Source organism: Ruminococcus hominis, assembly GCF_014287355.1.
Lineage (GTDB): Bacteria > Bacillota > Clostridia > Lachnospirales > Lachnospiraceae > Schaedlerella > Schaedlerella hominis.
The window spans coordinates 3,033,988-3,050,449 of record NZ_JACOPE010000001.1; the positions used below are offsets into that span (position 1 = coordinate 3,033,988).

The following is a 16,462-nucleotide window of genomic DNA, read 5'->3' on the forward strand; positions in this document are numbered from 1 at the left end:
TCTTTACAGCTTTCTTAATTACTGTGTCTTTTTAATCTGTTCTTCACATTAATTATATTAGCACTGTTTTTCGACAAAAAAAGACGAAATATTTTAAAAAGGTAGAATATTTTAAACAACTTTATTATAAAAATGTTGATTTTAAATGATAACATTCCCTTAGCTAATGCAATGATTTTCGATACTCGCTCGGCAGCATTCCTACTTCTTCTTTAAATACCTTGCTCATATACTTTGAATCGCTGTACCCTGCTAATTCTGCAATTTGATTTAATTTAAAAGGAGTCTCCAGCAATAGTTTTTTTACTTTTTCTATACGATATTTTCTTACAGTCTCTGAAAATGTCATTCCGGTTTCTTTCTTAAACTGCGTACTTAAATATTCTTCTGACACAACTAACTTTCCTGCAATTTCTTCCAATGTGATTCCTTGATCATAATATTGCAGGATTAGTTGTTGTGCCTTTTGTACCATGGCACTGGTATGTTCTTCCGGAGTTTTCTCCTCCTCCAAGTTCTGAACAATTTGTATTGTCTGCTCCACAATTTTCTGAATCTGGAACCAACACACTGCACCTGATATCTGATTCAATTTTTCCTGAATATCTGGTTCTTTTCCGTCTATCTTTAATCCACCTACTTTGGCAAGTGACCAGAAAAACCGAATAATATCTTTCTTTATCGTCATTGGAAATTGCGGATTATCCTGATAATATTGTGGCAATTGATGATAACAATATTTTAATTGTTCTTTATCTTTTATTAACATTGACTTCTTAGCCTGTTCTTCCAACTCCATCGGATATTTCTCGATTCCATTTTGAATTGACTCTTGTTTTGATTCAATTTCACTTACTCTGATTAATTTACCTTCTTCATATAATAATGCCCATTCAAGATGTGTATACATTTCTTTTAAATCTGAAGAAACCGAACATATTTCTTCAGATTCTTTCCACATACTAACCATTGGTATCTTCATTCGTTTATACACCGTTGGCAACACTTGTTCTGAAAGATATGTATACAATGATGTATCTTTCGAATTTTTGTAAAATATGATAACCAATGACTGCCATATTTCCATTTCCTGCATATACATACTATAGCTTACTCTTTGACCAACTCCCTGCTCGATCATAAGCTTTAATCTCTCAATTTGCATTTCATATGTTTCTCCAAGCCATATCAACATTATTTCAGCAGAATCTCTCACTGTAAATCCATATTTTTCTTGCGTCATTTTATGAAATGCGTCATCTGGCTGAAGTTGCCCGTTGATACAACTATTGAAAATGTATTCAAGCGAGAAAGCCCTGTCTTGATTCTGCGCTTTTGCCAACTCAGCCTCTACCTGCTGTAATGCATTTTTTAATTCTACTATATTGATTGGTTTAAGCAAATAATTTTCAATACCTAATTCAATTGCCTGTTTTGCATAATCAAAATCTGAATATGCCGATAACACAATTACCTTGCACTTATTTTGCTCTTGTCGCAATTGTAAAAGCATTTCTAATCCCGTCATGCGAGGCATACGGATATCCATAATAACAAGATCCGGCCGTTCCTTCCGTATCAATTCCAGCCCCTTTTCTCCGTCTACGGCGGTCCCGACTACCTTATAATCTGTATTTATTTTACTAAGAATCTTTGCCATGCCTTCTCGGATTGGTGCTTCATCTTCAACAACTACAATTCTCATCTTCCCCTCCGTTTCTATTTTTTCTTCCCCTACTGTTACGCTTTTTGATATTCATCCGTCATTGGTATAAACAAATGTACTCTCGTATATAAGTGTTCTTCGCTTTCAAAATATACCATTGCTTCTTCACCATAATATAATTTCAACCGCTTTCTCACATTTGTTATACCCAGATGACCTGTCATATCTCTTTGCTCATCATTTAATTCATCAATCTTGCCTTGTGTTATTCCATTACCATTATCCTCGATTTGTATATGAATCTGATGCTCCATTTTTCTCGCTGATATTTTTAACACACATTCTTCTTCCTTGCCATAAAATCCATATTTTACTGAATTTTCCACGAATGGCTGCAACAATAGCTTGTGAATTTGAAATCCGAATAGTTCTTCTGGTATATCTGTCTCAATAACAGGAATTTTTCCCAGCCTTGTCCCCTGCAATAACATATATTGTTTCAGCCATCCAAGTTCCTGTGCCAATGTTGATGTTCCGCCTGCATTGTCCACCGTATATCGTAAAATATTCGCCAAAGCAACCAACATACTGCTGATATCATACTGTTCATTTTCAATTGCTTTCCAATTAATGCTGTCCAATGTATTATATAAGAAATGTGGGTCAATCTGAGCTTCCAATGCAGATAATTCTGCATTCTTCTGCTCTAATAACGCCTGCTTCACCTGATTAATCAAATTATCCAGATTTTCCACCATCTCATTAAATCCGAATTCTATATCTTTTATTTCTTCCGGTGCACGCTTCCAAAATTCCAGACGTGTTTCAAAATTTCCCGTTTCAACTTCATGAAATCCCTGTCCTACACTCTGGATAACATGAATATATGGACGAGTAAAAATATAACTTAAAAAAATCATAACAAGAAACGCAATAAACGCAACACCTAGTAGCAGACCAACTTGTTCATTCATTGTTTTTCTGTATGTCGATATATCTCTTTCTATGCAAATAGTAAACTGACTCATCTGATTCACTTTAGAAATATATAAATTTTTTCTCGTATTCTTTACTGAATCTAAAGTCCGCCCAATTTTGGCTACCGATGGTGCACTTATAACATAATTTCCTTCCAGCAAATAAGTATTCGCATTTGCTCCGACCTGCAATATATTCGAAATCAACTGTTCGTCTATACTGAATACAACGGTTCCAAGCTTTTCATGAATATCTCGATAATCGATTAGATTTCTAGCAATTTGCAGTAAATATGTGTGTTTGTCATTTACAACTATCGGTTGTATCTGTCCTTGATAAACCTGCTCTTTCTTTACCTCTGGGCAATGTACTTTTCCTGCCCAGTCACTGGATGTAGATGATGAATTTTGTTTATCGTAAAATATGACTTCACCATTTGCAAGAAATATTGTAATACCTTCTATTCCTTGATTTCGATTACAAACATGACTCAGTTCATGACGTAATTTACTGGTATTAACTTCCATCGCATCATCATTATTATTAATATTTTCAACAGCCTCAACTACTACATCATCCGTACACAAATCAAACAGAATCGCATTATACTTATCTAACTGAATATCAAAGCATCGATCTGCATTCTCAAGATTTGCCTGCATCCGTTCCTGTAAATCATTCTTCTGCCAGACACGCAGACTTCCCTGCGATATAATAGCAAAAATTAAAATTGGAAACATTGCCACGATCATTATATCCACAAATATTCTGCCTCTGAGGCTTTTGATTTTTTTCATCATTTTGCCTCCCTGTTTTTCCTTAATTTTTCTGCTAGATTTGATATAATCACCGATTGTGGTATCTCTCCTACGATCTCTTCTTCCATTGCATCTGTCAACGCAACAGATACATATGGCCAATCCACTGAAAATTCTCTCAGCCGGGCTTGTTGCATAATTTGCCAGGTATTCTTTAAATCTTCATTTTCTGCTATCTGCTCCTGCAAAATATCTTCGCGTGGAGCCAGATATCCTATCTGCTCTAATAATTTTTCCATCTGACATTTTTCAGAAACAAATTTAACAAATTTCAGCGCTTCATCCTGCTTTTCCCCAGGCGTTACTACAAGAACTTCTCCGCCGATTGCGGTTACACATTCTTTATTTTCATTACCGGACGGCGGAAGTGTCATTACATATTTCATGTTTGGCTTTTCTTTCTGGATTGTTTGCTGAAAAGCAGATGTAACCAGAACCATAACCACATTTCCTTCCATAAACTGTCTTACAATATCGCCAGTAATCAGATTATTTACCTGTGGGCTCATTGCTCCTGATTCCGACAGTTCTCTTAATTTTAGAAATGCAGCCTGACTTTCCTCTGATTCTATTTCTGCTATTTCCCCTCCATACCCCCAAAGTAATGGCAAAAACGAGAAAACACTTTCTTCGCTTCGAAGTGCCGGCATAGCAAAACCGTAACGATTATCTTTTGTTAATTTTAAGGCTGTTTCCTGTAATTCATCCCATGTTTTTGGAACTTGTAAACCGGCCTCCTCCAATATCTCTGTATTACAAAATAAAGCAGCACAATTCATCCCAAGCGGCATCCCTTTCATCTGTCCATCCACCTTACAGGATGCTATTGCCTCCGGTAAATAATCATCCAGATTTTCAATCTGCTCTGTCACATTTACAAACGACTGCATCGCATTGAAATAATTCAAATCAGAAGAATCCACCAGTGCAAGCTCCGGCATATCTCCATCTGCCATACTAAGTGCCAGATGTTTCTTAAAATCTTCATCCGGTACATACTGTATCTCTACCTGAATATTTTCCTGCGAATGATTAAATGTATCTGTAATCTCTAATAATGCCTGCTTACTCGCAGAAGAATCCAAATAATGCCAAAGCGTCAAAGTTTGTACTGGCTTAACCGACGTTTCTTTCTCTTTTTGACATCCGGTCAATAGTCCAACTACAAGACAGATTCCAATTAAAAAAATGTACCATTTTCTCCAAAGATTTCTTTTGTTCATGCTGCTCCCTTCGTATTCTGTATTAGTCCTGCTCCCATAACTTTCCTTCTTTATAGTGTTTTCTGCAAAGTGCTACATAACTTTCATTGGAACCCAGCATAATCTGTGCACCCGCTCGCACAATTTTCCTATTTGCATATCTGGTATTACACTGTGCACGTTTTCCACACCAGCAAATTGTCGGAACCTCTTCAATTATATCCGCAATCTCCATAAGCCGCTTCGAACCTGGAAACAAATGATTTAAAAAATCTGTTCTAAGTCCATAACAGAGAACCGGAATATTATAAAAATCCACAATATCTGATAATATATCCACATCATTTTCGGAAAGGAATTGTGCTTCATCTACCAGCACTGCATCCACTATCTTTCCATGATACAAATATTTCTCATTATCTGCACTCCATGCTCCTGAAATTTCTTTCAAAAATTCATCGACATATTCTGCCGGGGCGGACAATCCTATACGTGAATGGATTTCCTCCTCTGCATCGCGGTTATCAGTTCTCGGTTTTAATAATACGGCATATTGACCTCGCTCTTCATAGTTATAGCGAACCATCAAAATATTTGCAGATTTTGAACTTCCCATCGCTCCATATCGGAAATATAATTTTGCCATTTCGTAACCTCTCTATCTCTTTCTGTATTGATTATACCTTACTATTAAAGATAGTAGCAATAAAATTAAGTATTCTATACATGTAAATGTAAATATTTTTCTCGGGTAGCAAGTCCACCACGAATGTGGCGCTCTGATTTGTTTGTATCGAGGACCTTACGTGCCTCATGTGCAAGTGATGGGTTGATTTGGAACAGACGCTCGGTAACATCCTTATGTACAGTCGATTTTGACACTCCGAATTTTTTTGCTGTCTGCCGGATTGTTGCCTTCTCCTGTATAATGTAATTTGCAATCTCGATTGCCCGCTCTTCAATATAATCTCTCATAGAAAAGCCCCTGCATAGTTTGTTTTTTACAATCTATGCAAGGGTCTGTTATTGTATGTCTGATTCGAATTTCTTACTTGCCATTGATGATTTTTCCAGTATATATTTCATAAAAAACTGAGGTTCAATTTTCAATGATTTCAGCTTATGGACATTCTGTAAAAGATCCACCGTGTTTCTGGCAAAACGAGAGATGTCTTTTACAACGACCATATCAAACAATCCATGCTCTGCATCAGCCATCATGCGAAGAAATTCTTTACGATTTTTTATTTTTGTTCCGGAAATACCTTCATCTGCATATAATCTAACTAAAGTGTCCCCTGTGCGCTTGGTGTATCCTGAGAAAAATTCTTTTTGAGCTTCCAGACTGTTGAACTGATCAGCTTTGTCGGTGGAGACACGGCAATAGGCTGCTATGTTCATAGTGTTACATCTCTGTTATAGTTATATCGTTCTGTTACATCTTTTATTATATCATAAGCATGATGGGTGTAAACACCAAAAGAGGATTATTGAACTTCACTTCAACAATCCCCTATAAACTAATTGCAATCGCCTCATCAGTAACAAACAAAATTTACGCTTAATCAATGCAATGTTTTCTTTAACCGATATGTGTTATACATATCATGTATATATGTCGTTCCAATAATTTCTTGATTTTCATGACCTTGTATCAATTTACTGAAAAGGTATTCAAAAAAATTCTGGTAAATTCTCCCTTCAAATATTTGACTCATAATATCTACAATATACTGTACCTCTTCATTTCTAGTTAAATCATATTGTTTTAAGGCACAATCAACATACGTTTTATAATCCCACTCTCCTTCTTTATCATATTTATCCATACTTTGTTGGAAGTAGAAAACATGAAGCATATTATAGTTTGTTTCGTCTACCAGTTCTTGAAAACTTATTGATATTTTTTCTTCAGTCTCATAATATTGATATTTTTTCCACTCTTCAACAATACTATCACTTTCATCAGGTCTAGATAGATTAAAAATCCAATATCCAGAAACTTTAATATCTATCCACTTTACATCGTCAATCCTTTGTTGTGTTCGTATTAAGGTTGGAGAACCACCGTAAAATAATTTCATGAGAAATTCTATATTCGCACCAGACGGAAAAATACTCAACTTATCAAACGCTTTATCATAAAAAGCTATATGTGCAATCATAACGCTATTAAACAACGAGTTCATAAACTCTTTCGTAAGATCTTTTTTATCAAATAAATCCGCAGTTATAATAAAAGCCTCCAGTAAATTGCCATAAAGACGCAAATTGCTAAATTGTCCTTCAAACAATATATTGTCTATATTATATTTAATATTTTCATTCAAGAAACCTTTTATTATTTTCTGTTTTTCATCATCTAATAATACTTTATTCTTAATACACTTATCTATTACAGATATTCTGACTTCCGGTAAAACAATTTTTCTATACTCAATACAATTCAATTTACTTCTCAAGATATCATAAATAAATTTCTCTCCCAAGACTTCCGAATTGCATATAATAACTACTTTCATTTCATATTTCTCTATAATATCATTAATGAGACCTATCGCGATATTATATTTGTCAATATCTGTTCTCTCCAAATTGTAGCTAAAGAAGTTTTCAATTTTTTGAAAGGACTCTCCCACATGCTCAAATTCTTTTACAATTTCTTTAAATTCCGATATAGAATTTTTTCCACGTGTAGCATTCGAAAGCAAAAAAGATGTTTTTTTATATAAATGCGGAGATTTTTCTTTCACTATTGCCCTAGATGTAATTCTTTCAAAATCATCAAAAATAAAAATCGAACCACTTTTTATCGAATCATATCCATATGCTTTCTTAAAAAATTTAAAAATTGCCCCTCCGATAATAGGTACAAATTGCATTGCTTTTATCAACAGCGCATAAAAAGACTTATCATTTTGTTCGATAGTATTACTGATTTCTTTTACTAATTCCTTCCGCGAATCAAGTCCAAAGCAAGAAATTCTATATACTTTGGTTTTTGAATAACGAAAATACTTATCAAAAAACTTATCTACCTCGTATGTTTTTCCCGTCCCCCATTCACCCGTAACTAAAAAACAACGTGGGATACTTGAATCCTGCAAATACCTAAGAAGACTTGTTTCAAAACGATTAGTACCTTTCTGTTTTTTCAACCATCGCTCCCATACTAATTCTAGTAACCAATTTAGAAATTGAATCACTAAAAATGTAGCAATAATTATTCTAAATAGTTTTTCTACACACAAATATATATTTTTAATAGTTACCAAATCAATGTCTACATACCATGTAATAAAATATATACAAATATTTTTGCACACTTTACGTAAAATATCTATCCGATAAATTAAAATACCAAAAATACTAATAATTGCCAAAAAATCTATATTCATCTTTAATTTTAAAAATATTTTCTCTATCGTCTTTTGCATTTTCTTCTCTCTTGTCCCCATAAATCATTTGAAAATATTCACTCTTACAAAAATGTCTTTTGCATTTTTTCCGGCAAATACTTCGCCAGTTCCTCCACCAGCTCATAAACCTTCGTTCCCGGTGCTATCTCTGCCGGTGTCTTTCCCTCTCCATTTTGTATAATTCGCTTCGCATATCGAATTGCCAGTTTGGGACTTCCGCCATTCATCAATGTTTCAAATATGTCATCCATATTCTTCTCATACTTCCCAATTCCCAGCTCTTGAAATTTCTCATTCAAAAACTTCTTATACTCGGATCTATGATTATTTGATGTGTAATATGCAAAATGTAACATGAACCAGAATTCGATACACTCGTTACTCCACGCCGCATGATACTGAATATCCGGATTCTTTTGATTTAATACTTCTGCCCGCTGGACTACTCCATTGACATCACTGGATGGAAAGCTGTCTTTATCATAGACACACCATATCTGCCCTTTTGTGATCTTATTCTCACGCACATACTCTTCAGCCTTTCCGATTACCCGCATCGTCTCAGCCTGGCAGCCTTCAATTTCAATCAACACCATATCCCGATAAATGGGATTATCTTCAATATACCGTTTGAATCCTTGAAAATATTTAGGTTCCGTTGCTTGTCCTTCGCAGAAAATATAGTAGCGGAATTCTTTCTTTTCCAGATATTCCTGCCGACGTTTCTTCTTCCAGTTATCTTTCTCTTTTCTGCCTCTTTTAGCCATTCACCGTCCCCCAATCTATAATCTTTCTGAGGTATGGATCTGCACCATATTTTCCTTCCAGATACTGTTTATCGAACTTCGCATCCTTGCGTACAGACTCACCTTTCTTATTTTTAAATTCTACAAGAGAATATAATTTTGAGTTCTGACGGTTTCCTTTAGCTACAAACCATATTTCATCTCTTCTGAATACTTCACTGTTCATAGTAGACAGATCATGTGATGTAAAAATCAACTGAGCACCTTTTTTATTCTTTTCCATATTGCTAAACGTCATAATAAGATATTTAAGCAATACCGGATGGATTTTCGCATCCAGTTCATCAATTACAAGAGTTGTTCCCCTCAATAAACTTTTTGCAATAAATGGGAGCAGGCCAAATAATTTCTTTGTTCCACTGGATTCATCAAATAAATTCAATTCTGCTTCATATTCATCTACTACGTGTTTTGTAAACACTTCGATCCGGTCATTCTCCTTTTCTTCTACACGAAAATCTACAATATCCAAATCCATTTCCTGAATCATCTGAAGCATCAGTTTTTTTACATCCTCTGACTTGGAAATAGCCATTCGTAATTCCTGCATGGGATTTCCATAATTCAGGAAATCAATTTCTTCATCAAACCAGTCAAGCACATCCTGTACCACTTCGTTTTTGCTGTAAGTAATTCCAAGATACGATAACAATGGCAATGTATCAGATAATTCATCACTGGTTTTCAATCTTGCAAATGCACCTTTCAAAGTAATTTCATCTTCATCTCGTTCAAAAAGTGCTGATTTTCGTCCTGTCTCCAATTTTATGCGGTCCAGTCTTTCATATTCGATTACTTCTTTTTTTACGGTTAATTCATAGCGATACTCTGCCATTGCCGTTCTAAAAAACAGTTCAAATTCTGTTGGCTCATTTCTTGTTTCTTCATCAAAAGCAAACGGCTCTATCACAAGCTTTTTCATTTTTATTGCAATCTCTTCGTTATTACTTGTAGCATATAATGGTCTCAACACCTTCGTAACCAGACTGTGTAACGCTTCAAGAACATTAGATTTGCCTCCACCATTTGGTCCGTATACAGCAGATACCGGTAAATATAATTCCTCATCTTTATCTTTTATAATTCTGTCTTCATGCTCAGAAATGGCGGCAGCCTGCATATCAAATGTTACCTCATCCCGTATACTCTTAAAATTTTTCACTGTAAATTGGCATAACATCTTATTTACCTCCATTAGTCCAAACTTCTTGCCTATATCCTTATTATATTCCCTTTTTTTATTTTTGCAACAGTTTTATGAGATAGAATCTCATATTTTATGTTGTAATTTATATTCCAGCAATTTTCGACAAAATTATACACCTTATACTTCCTATTAGTGCTTTTAAATCCGTTCCTCATCTATTCATTCAGAGGTTTCTGACCATTTACATAATATTTCCTTTCAAGGTTTTCAAAAAGCGCCCTCGTTTCCTAATGCTCTGTAAAAAATATTCAATTTTTACCTGCTTACAGTTTTAATGTAGCCAATATGATATTCCTAATTTCTAAATATTATTTTTGATTATTACAATACAATATTACCCAAGTAGCTCTTGCTCTTCTCTTTTAACTCCAAATACATTCCCTACTTTTCGATAATCTATGACAGTGCTACAATTAAATGATATACTGAATCTAGTTTATAAATTTGGAAGCAGATTATATCAAGCATTCAGATAACAGAAAATTGATTAGGAATACATTCTCCCAAATGATTTTACAGCGAATCTCAGGCTTCAGAATGGATTTCATTTGCTCAAAAGACTGATGAACTCCGAGAAAACTTTATAAATCTTTTTGGCACAGAACAATTAAAATCACTTTCCAGAAGAGACTTGAACCTATAACTCACCGTTAAAACTTGTACATCAACTTACCTTATTAAACTATAGACAAAAAAGGATGGTATACTTATGTTTGATTCAAATAAAACATGGTTTTGTAAACAACTTAGAACTGAAGATGCAAAACAAATAGGCGAACAATTAAATATTGCTATAAGCGAAGCTGATCACTCAGAAGCCACAAAACTTTTTCAAAAAGTCAAAAAATATATGAAAATACGTATTAATGAAAATTATTTTTTACCACTTAAAAATATTCATACATGCTTGGCAAAACTCGACATCCCAGAAAATACTGCTTTTATCACTATGGGAATTAATTGCATTCTTATTGAATTATTCTATGAAATGAAAAATGGATATGATGAGTCCCGCGAAGGCGGTACAGTAGGAAACGCATATAAAGAAATTTTACCATTGTTAGATCCAACTATATCAGAAGATCTTGCAATACTATTTTATAAAGGAATTAGATGTGGTATATTACATCAAGGTCAAACCAAGAACAATACTGCATTAACATATCAACTAGATACAATCATTCAACCAAACGGTCCTTACTATTTATGCAATCCGCAAACATTATTTGAAAAACTAAAAAACTTGTATAGCTTATATTGGAAAGACATTTCTGAAAAGAATTATTCTGATGAACTGGCAATAAACTTAATTCAAAAATATAATCACATACTTACTCATATATCATAATTTAATAATTACTCCCGCTGGATTTAAATTTTAACAAAAAGGAGCGGATTAATTTCCGCGTTCTCCGCTCCTTTCATCATTCTATTGCTTTCTTTGTATTATTTATATTTATTTTATTCTCCATATATATCGTTCTATTTTGTTACTACCATATGCACAGTTGATTTTGACACTCCGAATTTTTTTGCTGTCTGCCGGATTGTTGCCTTCTCTTGTATAATGTAATTTGCAATCTCGATTGCCCGCTCTTCAATATAATCTCTCATAGAAAAGCCCCTGCATAGTTTGTTTTTTACAATCTATGCAAGGGTCTGTTATTGTATGTCTGATTCAAATTTCTGGAAGTCTTTCAGAAAAAAATTCCACATTTTTTTATTTATTCAATACCAATTCATTTCCCATATTCATCATTTTAAGCATTCCGCCAATCCATCCAGGAAATACTCCTGCATATCCGATGAATACGAAAAGCCATGTCATATTATCTAAAGCAACTCTGCTTACTACAAGCCAAAGTACTGCTCCGATTCCACACCAGCAAATGATATTCAAAAATAAAAATAATCTAATTTTGCTCTCTCTTCCTAAATTTTTATCTTTACAGAAATCCCATATTTTTTTCATCATATCATCTTCCTTCCCTTTCTACTTTGAAAGTTTAGCAAGCTGACGTTAAATCAGATGTCTGTAAATGTTAAATCCATGTAATAGAATGTTAAATCTATTATTTGTAAAAAGAGCCACAAACTCCGTCCCTACCGGTTTCAAAAGAGCCACAAACTCCGTCCCTACCGGTTTATCCCTACCGGTTTATCAAGTTCAGTAATCGTGTTGGCTTCTCCGGTTCTTTCGACTCTTGTTCCGACTGTATAAGCATGTCTTTTACTTTCTGCATACGCTCATCCAGTGATGCACTGATTTCTGCACACTGACTCATCTCTTCTGCCAGAAATGCACTTTGTTCTTCGGAAATGTTTTTCTTATAACGGAGCTTATGCTCCAGACTTGCCCAGAAGTCCATAGCAATCGTTCGAAGCTGCACTTCTACTGTCACCATCCTTTTTCCTTCTTGAAGGAAAATCGGTGTTTGTATGATCAGGTGCAGGCTTCTATATCCGCTTGGTTTTGGATTTTTTATATAGTCTTTCTTCTCTAACAAAATAATATCATCTTGACTCAGCAAACAATCTGCAAGCCTGTAAATATCATCTGGAAAAGAACAAATTACGCGAACCCCTGCGATATCCTGAATATTTTCCTCAATCGATGTCATTGTAAGCGGAATATTTTTTCTGCGGATTTTCTTTAGTAAACTGTCAAACGATTTTACTCTGGACTTAATATTTTCAATCGGATTTCGATCATACTCCAGTGAATATTCTTCGCTCAAAACCTTAAATTTTGTCTCAACCTCCATGATTGCACATTGATAATAAGACATTAATGTATCAAATGGTTTTTTATTTTTCTGAACAAACTCAATAAATTCGTCTGACAACAAATTGTTTCGTACAAAGTCTTCTTTTCTTTTTTCCAATTTGCTTTCGAGATTCCGTCTGTTTTCTGTTTTATTTTCAAAATTAAGTCTACCCATCAGACTCACCTTTTCCTTTTATTTCAGATACTGATCTAGGATTTTTCTCAACCCTTCCGGTGTATCTTTAACCCAAGTATCGAATGTCTTGCCCGTTCCTCGGATTGTTGTTCCTAATTCTATAAAAAATGTCGGAATGTCTGATTCTTTCATCACTCCCTGTGAATCACCGAACATGTTCTCTCCCGGCTGCTCACATCCATTTACATGGATTGTAAACACCGGTTCTACATTATTATCATTCTTTCTTGATTCCTCCGAACAATCTACTATCCCGAGCTGATATGTTCCGCAAGATGGAGTATCATCGTAAATAAGAATTCCCGGTAACACACCGTCTGCAAAGTTGTATGGTTTTACTGCCTCGTCAATCTCTGAAAGTACTTTCTGAAAACCACTTTTTTCTATCTCTTTCCCCATTTTTTCCTCCCGCTGCCTCTTCCTGTTTCTTAATTACTGCACAGAAACCATTACTATTCACTCCCGTGTCAATCACTACGCTGATTGACACGGAGGATGCACGTTTTATCTTGAACGGCATCTCGCCCATCGCCAAAGGCGATTTAAAATGGCGAGATGCGTTGCTGGTCACAGGTACTGTGAACAGTAACCAGAAATTAACTCTATCTTCCCCTATTCACTCCTGGCAGTTTGACTTACAAGAATTATGCAACTACGATTGTATAATCTTTTATAAATTTTTCTCCTGCTTCCACTTTATTTACATTTGGTTTCTCGGATAACTCTGCATTAAATCCAACATTATCGCATCGTCCCATCCAAGGTTCCAAACATACAAATGGAGCTCCTTCTACTGACCAAATACCATAGTTCGGAAAGCCTGCGCTTCGAACTCCAACATATGGTGTTCCGTCCTTGTGGCACAGCCATGCTTCTTCAATCTGTCCATTGTCCACTACAAGTGCATCCTTTGCAAACAGCTTATCACTTAACGGATATGTTTCTTCACTCAACTGCAACGTATGAACCTCATCTACATTTGCACATCCACAGCTTATATCGATTAAAACATACTCCAGCTTCTCTTTTCCCGGAACCTTTAATACATAGTCTGCTTTTGTTTCTTCTGGCTTTGCAAATCGAAATGCCGGATGTCCGCCAATTGTAAAATACATTGTTTCATCCCCGCAATTCTTAACCTGCCACTCTACTGTAAGTTCTTTCTTGTTCAGTTTGTAGTTAATATGCAATTCAAAATCAAACGGATAAACTTCTTTTGTCTCTTCTGAAGAACGTAACATAAAAGAAGCCTTTTCATTTGCAGCTTCAATACATGTAAATACATTGTCTCTTGCAAATCCATGCTGGGAAGTTGGATACTGAGTTCCGTTAATCAGTACTCTATTTTTATATGTCTTACCTACATTTGGAAATAAAACCGGTGAATGACGTTTCCAATAAACCGGATTCCCTTCCCACAAAATCTCATTGTCTTCTGTCTTGTCGTAAATTCGTGTTACTTCTGCCCCCATCTCTGCAATCTCTACACATAGAAATTCATTTTCCAACTTAACCGCCATTCGTAATTCCTCCTAACTCTTTACCCTATCTACATTTTTATTTTTCCGATAAACTACTTATCACTTGAAGAGCCATCTGTTGAATTATCTGTACTTGCTGCCTCTACCTGCACACTGCTTTCCAACAAATAATTCGCTACAGCCTCCTGAAGGATTGTTGCACGGATTGTATCTTCATCATATGCTTTTCTAAATGCATCTACATCTTCATATCCGGCTTTTTCTGCATATTCTTCTACTTTCTTTTCATATTCTTTATCAGAAGGCTCCAGTTTCTTTTTCTTTGCAAGTAATTCACATGCCAGTTTTTTCTTTACTGACTCCTCTGCAACTTCTTTTGCTTTCTTTTTAAAATCATCCTCTGTCATATTCATATACGTCTCAAGGAAATCCGCAAGCTCCATACCATACTGCTGTGCATATGCCGTATAATAGTCTTCCACTGCCTGATATTCTTTGTCTATATCTCCATCTGGATATTTCTTCACCTCAACCTGTTCGCTCAATGCTTCTAAAACCTCTGACTGAAGCTGACTCTGTCTCGTAGACTCATTGTTCTCTTTCATCTTCGTACGGATTTCTTCTTTGAATTCTTCTACAGTCTCTGCTGTATCACTATTCTGTTTTACCCACTCGTCTGTAATCTCTGTATCATCACTTACTTCATAAATTCCATTTAACGTAATACTAAATGTCGCAACCTTACCTGCCAGAGTACTTTCAGAATAATCATCCGGGAACTTCACTTCGATATCAAACTTGTCCCCTTTCTTATGACCGATGATCTGCTCTTCAAATCCTTTGTAATCTCCATTTGCCCCAATGTATGTTCCAGATCCGATTTTTAAAGATGCACCGGATGCTGTTCCTCCGTCAAATGCTTTTCCATCAACTTTACCAACAAAATCAATGTCTACTGTATCCCCATCCTGTGCGGCACGATCTGTTATCTCTGTTTTTAACGGTGCTGCAGTAAGATAGCTCTTTACTGTATTCTCTACAGTTTCATCTGTCACCTCTGTTTTCTCAACCTCTGTTATCTCCAACCCTTTATATTTATTAATCGTAACGTACTCATCGGACATTGTATTTCCACATCCAGCCATAGATATTGTCATCACTGCCGCTAAAGTAAGTGCTACTAATTTTTTCTTCATTTTAAATTCACCTCATGATTTATTTATATGACCCATACAAGCCAAAACATATGCTTACATTGTACCATACTTTATTTTAGAATAAAAGTTGGAACACTGTTTAAACACACCTTTTTCCTTTATCTTTTACCCGATTTCTGCACTTGTTTTACTTGCGCTTCACTCTAAACAATGATACAATACTAAATGCATAATTGCGGATTTCTTGATATCCGCTCTACATTTAATTTAATAGGAGGGTTTGTCGTGAGTACAGGAATGATTGTAATGCTGGTAATTCTTGCCGTACTGATCATTGCATTAGTTGCACTGTATTTTTTTGGAAAGAAAGCTGAGAAAAAACAGGCTGAACAGAAAGCACAGATGGATGCGATGGCTCAGACCATGAATATGTTGATTATCGATAAGGGAAAGATGAAATTAAAAGATGCAGGTTTTCCTTCTGTCGTTATTGAAAATACACCAAAGTATCTTCGTCGTTCAAAGGTGCCTGTTGTAAAAGCAAAGGTTGGACCTAAGATTATGACTTTCATGTGCGATGCACAGGTATTTCCACTGGTTCCAGTAAAGAAAGAAGTCAAAGCTGTTGTCAGCGGAATCTACATTACAAGCGTAAGAGGTGTTCGTGGTCCTTTGGAAACACCACCTAAAAAGAAGAAATTCATGGATCGCTTTAAGAAAGACAATAAGACTAACACAAAAAGTAAAAACAAAAAATAAAACACT

Annotated in this window: 16 protein-coding genes and 1 pseudogene; 2 read left to right on the forward strand and 15 right to left on the reverse strand. The window is 35.2% G+C overall.

All coding sequences use genetic code 11. The annotated features are described in order from the left end of the window. Nucleotides 1-163 precede the first annotated feature (163 nt). The 9 genes from H8S40_RS13800 to H8S40_RS13840 form a co-directional block, all read right to left on the reverse strand. A complete protein-coding gene (locus H8S40_RS13800) occupies nucleotides 164-1,705 on the reverse strand; it encodes a response regulator transcription factor (protein WP_186865426.1) in 1,542 nt (513 codons plus the stop codon). Nucleotides 1,706-1,740: 35 nt separating this feature from the next. Then, on the reverse strand, nucleotides 1,741-3,441 hold the full coding sequence (locus H8S40_RS13805; RefSeq protein ID WP_186865427.1) for a sensor histidine kinase: 1,701 nt from the start codon (nucleotides 3,439-3,441) through the stop codon (nucleotides 1,741-1,743). Beyond that, on the reverse strand, nucleotides 3,441-4,685 hold the full coding sequence (locus tag H8S40_RS13810; protein WP_186865428.1) for an ABC transporter substrate-binding protein: 1,245 nt from the start codon (nucleotides 4,683-4,685) through the stop codon (nucleotides 3,441-3,443). Before H8S40_RS13810 ends, H8S40_RS13805 begins: the two co-directional genes overlap by 1 nt. 22 nt (nucleotides 4,686-4,707) lie before the next feature. Continuing rightward, on the reverse strand, nucleotides 4,708-5,310 hold the full coding sequence (locus H8S40_RS13815; protein WP_186865429.1) for a thymidine kinase: 603 nt from the start codon (nucleotides 5,308-5,310) through the stop codon (nucleotides 4,708-4,710). Between the two features lie 74 nt (nucleotides 5,311-5,384). Then, nucleotides 5,385-5,639: a sporulation transcriptional regulator SpoIIID gene (spoIIID, locus tag H8S40_RS13820; protein WP_022075516.1), complete on the reverse strand. Its 255-nt coding sequence runs from the start codon at nucleotides 5,637-5,639 to the stop codon at nucleotides 5,385-5,387. A gap of 48 nt (nucleotides 5,640-5,687) precedes the next feature. Next, the gene (locus tag H8S40_RS13825; protein WP_366482582.1) at nucleotides 5,688-6,065 is read right to left on the reverse strand and encodes a recombinase family protein; all 378 of its coding nucleotides are present in this window, start codon (nucleotides 6,063-6,065) and stop codon (nucleotides 5,688-5,690) included. A gap of 164 nt (nucleotides 6,066-6,229) precedes the next feature. Beyond that, on the reverse strand, nucleotides 6,230-8,101 hold the full coding sequence (locus H8S40_RS13830) for a P-loop NTPase fold protein (protein WP_186865430.1): 1,872 nt from the start codon (nucleotides 8,099-8,101) through the stop codon (nucleotides 6,230-6,232). A gap of 44 nt (nucleotides 8,102-8,145) precedes the next feature. Continuing rightward, nucleotides 8,146-8,850 carry an RloB family protein gene (locus H8S40_RS13835; protein ID WP_186865431.1) on the reverse strand — a complete coding sequence of 235 codons (705 nt, stop codon included), beginning with the start codon at nucleotides 8,848-8,850 and terminating at the stop codon, nucleotides 8,146-8,148. Next, nucleotides 8,843-10,069, reverse strand: coding sequence for an AAA family ATPase (locus tag H8S40_RS13840; RefSeq protein ID WP_186865432.1), 1,227 nt, complete (start codon nucleotides 10,067-10,069; stop codon nucleotides 8,843-8,845). The genes H8S40_RS13835 and H8S40_RS13840 overlap by 8 nt, the downstream gene beginning before the upstream one ends. 736 nt (nucleotides 10,070-10,805) lie before the next feature. Between H8S40_RS13840 and H8S40_RS13845 the strand changes: the two genes are divergently transcribed. Further along, on the forward strand, nucleotides 10,806-11,444 hold the full coding sequence (locus tag H8S40_RS13845; protein WP_186865433.1) for a BAR domain-containing protein: 639 nt from the start codon (nucleotides 10,806-10,808) through the stop codon (nucleotides 11,442-11,444). Nucleotides 11,445-11,581: 137 nt separating this feature from the next. Here the strand turns inward: H8S40_RS13845 and H8S40_RS13850 are convergent. From H8S40_RS13850 to tig, 6 genes and pseudogenes are all read right to left on the reverse strand, one after another. Continuing rightward, nucleotides 11,582-11,710: pseudogene (locus H8S40_RS13850) on the reverse strand (sporulation transcriptional regulator SpoIIID); the annotation flags it as partial. A gap of 106 nt (nucleotides 11,711-11,816) precedes the next feature. Beyond that, on the reverse strand, nucleotides 11,817-12,071 hold the full coding sequence (locus H8S40_RS13855) for a hypothetical protein (protein ID WP_147365682.1): 255 nt from the start codon (nucleotides 12,069-12,071) through the stop codon (nucleotides 11,817-11,819). 175 nt (nucleotides 12,072-12,246) lie between these two features. After that, on the reverse strand, nucleotides 12,247-13,038 hold the full coding sequence (locus H8S40_RS13860) for a GTP pyrophosphokinase (protein ID WP_186865434.1): 792 nt from the start codon (nucleotides 13,036-13,038) through the stop codon (nucleotides 12,247-12,249). An 18-nt stretch (nucleotides 13,039-13,056) separates the two neighbouring features. Beyond that, nucleotides 13,057-13,458 (reverse strand): hypothetical protein, encoded by a 402-nt coding sequence (locus tag H8S40_RS13865; RefSeq protein ID WP_186865435.1) that lies wholly within the window; start codon nucleotides 13,456-13,458, stop codon nucleotides 13,057-13,059. A gap of 245 nt (nucleotides 13,459-13,703) precedes the next feature. Next, the gene (locus H8S40_RS13870; RefSeq protein ID WP_186865436.1) at nucleotides 13,704-14,579 is read right to left on the reverse strand and encodes an aldose 1-epimerase family protein; all 876 of its coding nucleotides are present in this window, start codon (nucleotides 14,577-14,579) and stop codon (nucleotides 13,704-13,706) included. A gap of 53 nt (nucleotides 14,580-14,632) precedes the next feature. Next, nucleotides 14,633-15,736 (reverse strand): trigger factor, encoded by a 1,104-nt coding sequence (gene tig, locus H8S40_RS13875; protein ID WP_186865437.1) that lies wholly within the window; start codon nucleotides 15,734-15,736, stop codon nucleotides 14,633-14,635. Between the two features lie 246 nt (nucleotides 15,737-15,982). Here tig and H8S40_RS13880 point away from each other — a divergent pair, with 246 nt between their 5' ends. Further along, nucleotides 15,983-16,456, forward strand: a complete 474-nt coding sequence (locus H8S40_RS13880; RefSeq protein WP_022076000.1) for a hypothetical protein — start codon at nucleotides 15,983-15,985, stop codon at nucleotides 16,454-16,456. Nucleotides 16,457-16,462 lie beyond the last annotated feature (6 nt).